Genomic DNA, 251 nt, shown 5'->3' with positions numbered 1-251 from the left:
TGGTAGAAACCAATACAAAGGCCAGCGCGATAGCCAAATCTGAAGCTGATGCAGCTCTGCTTTTCTGTGGGAGCTGGCTTGCCTGCGATGCAGACAACTCGGTCTTCCAGATACACCGAGGCGATGCCATCGCAGGCAAGCCAGCTCCCACATTTGGACCGTGCCCGCTTCTGATTTTGCTGTTGCTGTTGCTGTTGCTGTTGCTGTTGCTTCACCACACTCAAGCCGGCCGGTAGGCCGCTGTGCTCTTG

The 251-nt window shown here is 55.8% G+C and carries 1 pseudogene; it reads left to right on the top strand.

The features are described 5' to 3' along the window. Positions 1-236 (top strand): annotated as a pseudogene (locus HX855_RS33065) (hypothetical protein); the annotation flags it as partial. Positions 237-251 lie beyond the last annotated feature (15 nt).

Source organism: Pseudomonas sp. IPO3778, from assembly GCF_013386825.1.
GTDB lineage: Bacteria > Pseudomonadota > Gammaproteobacteria > Pseudomonadales > Pseudomonadaceae > Aquipseudomonas.
The sequence above is the reverse complement of the archived record's forward strand: the minus strand, read 5'-3'. Positions and strand labels throughout refer to the sequence as shown.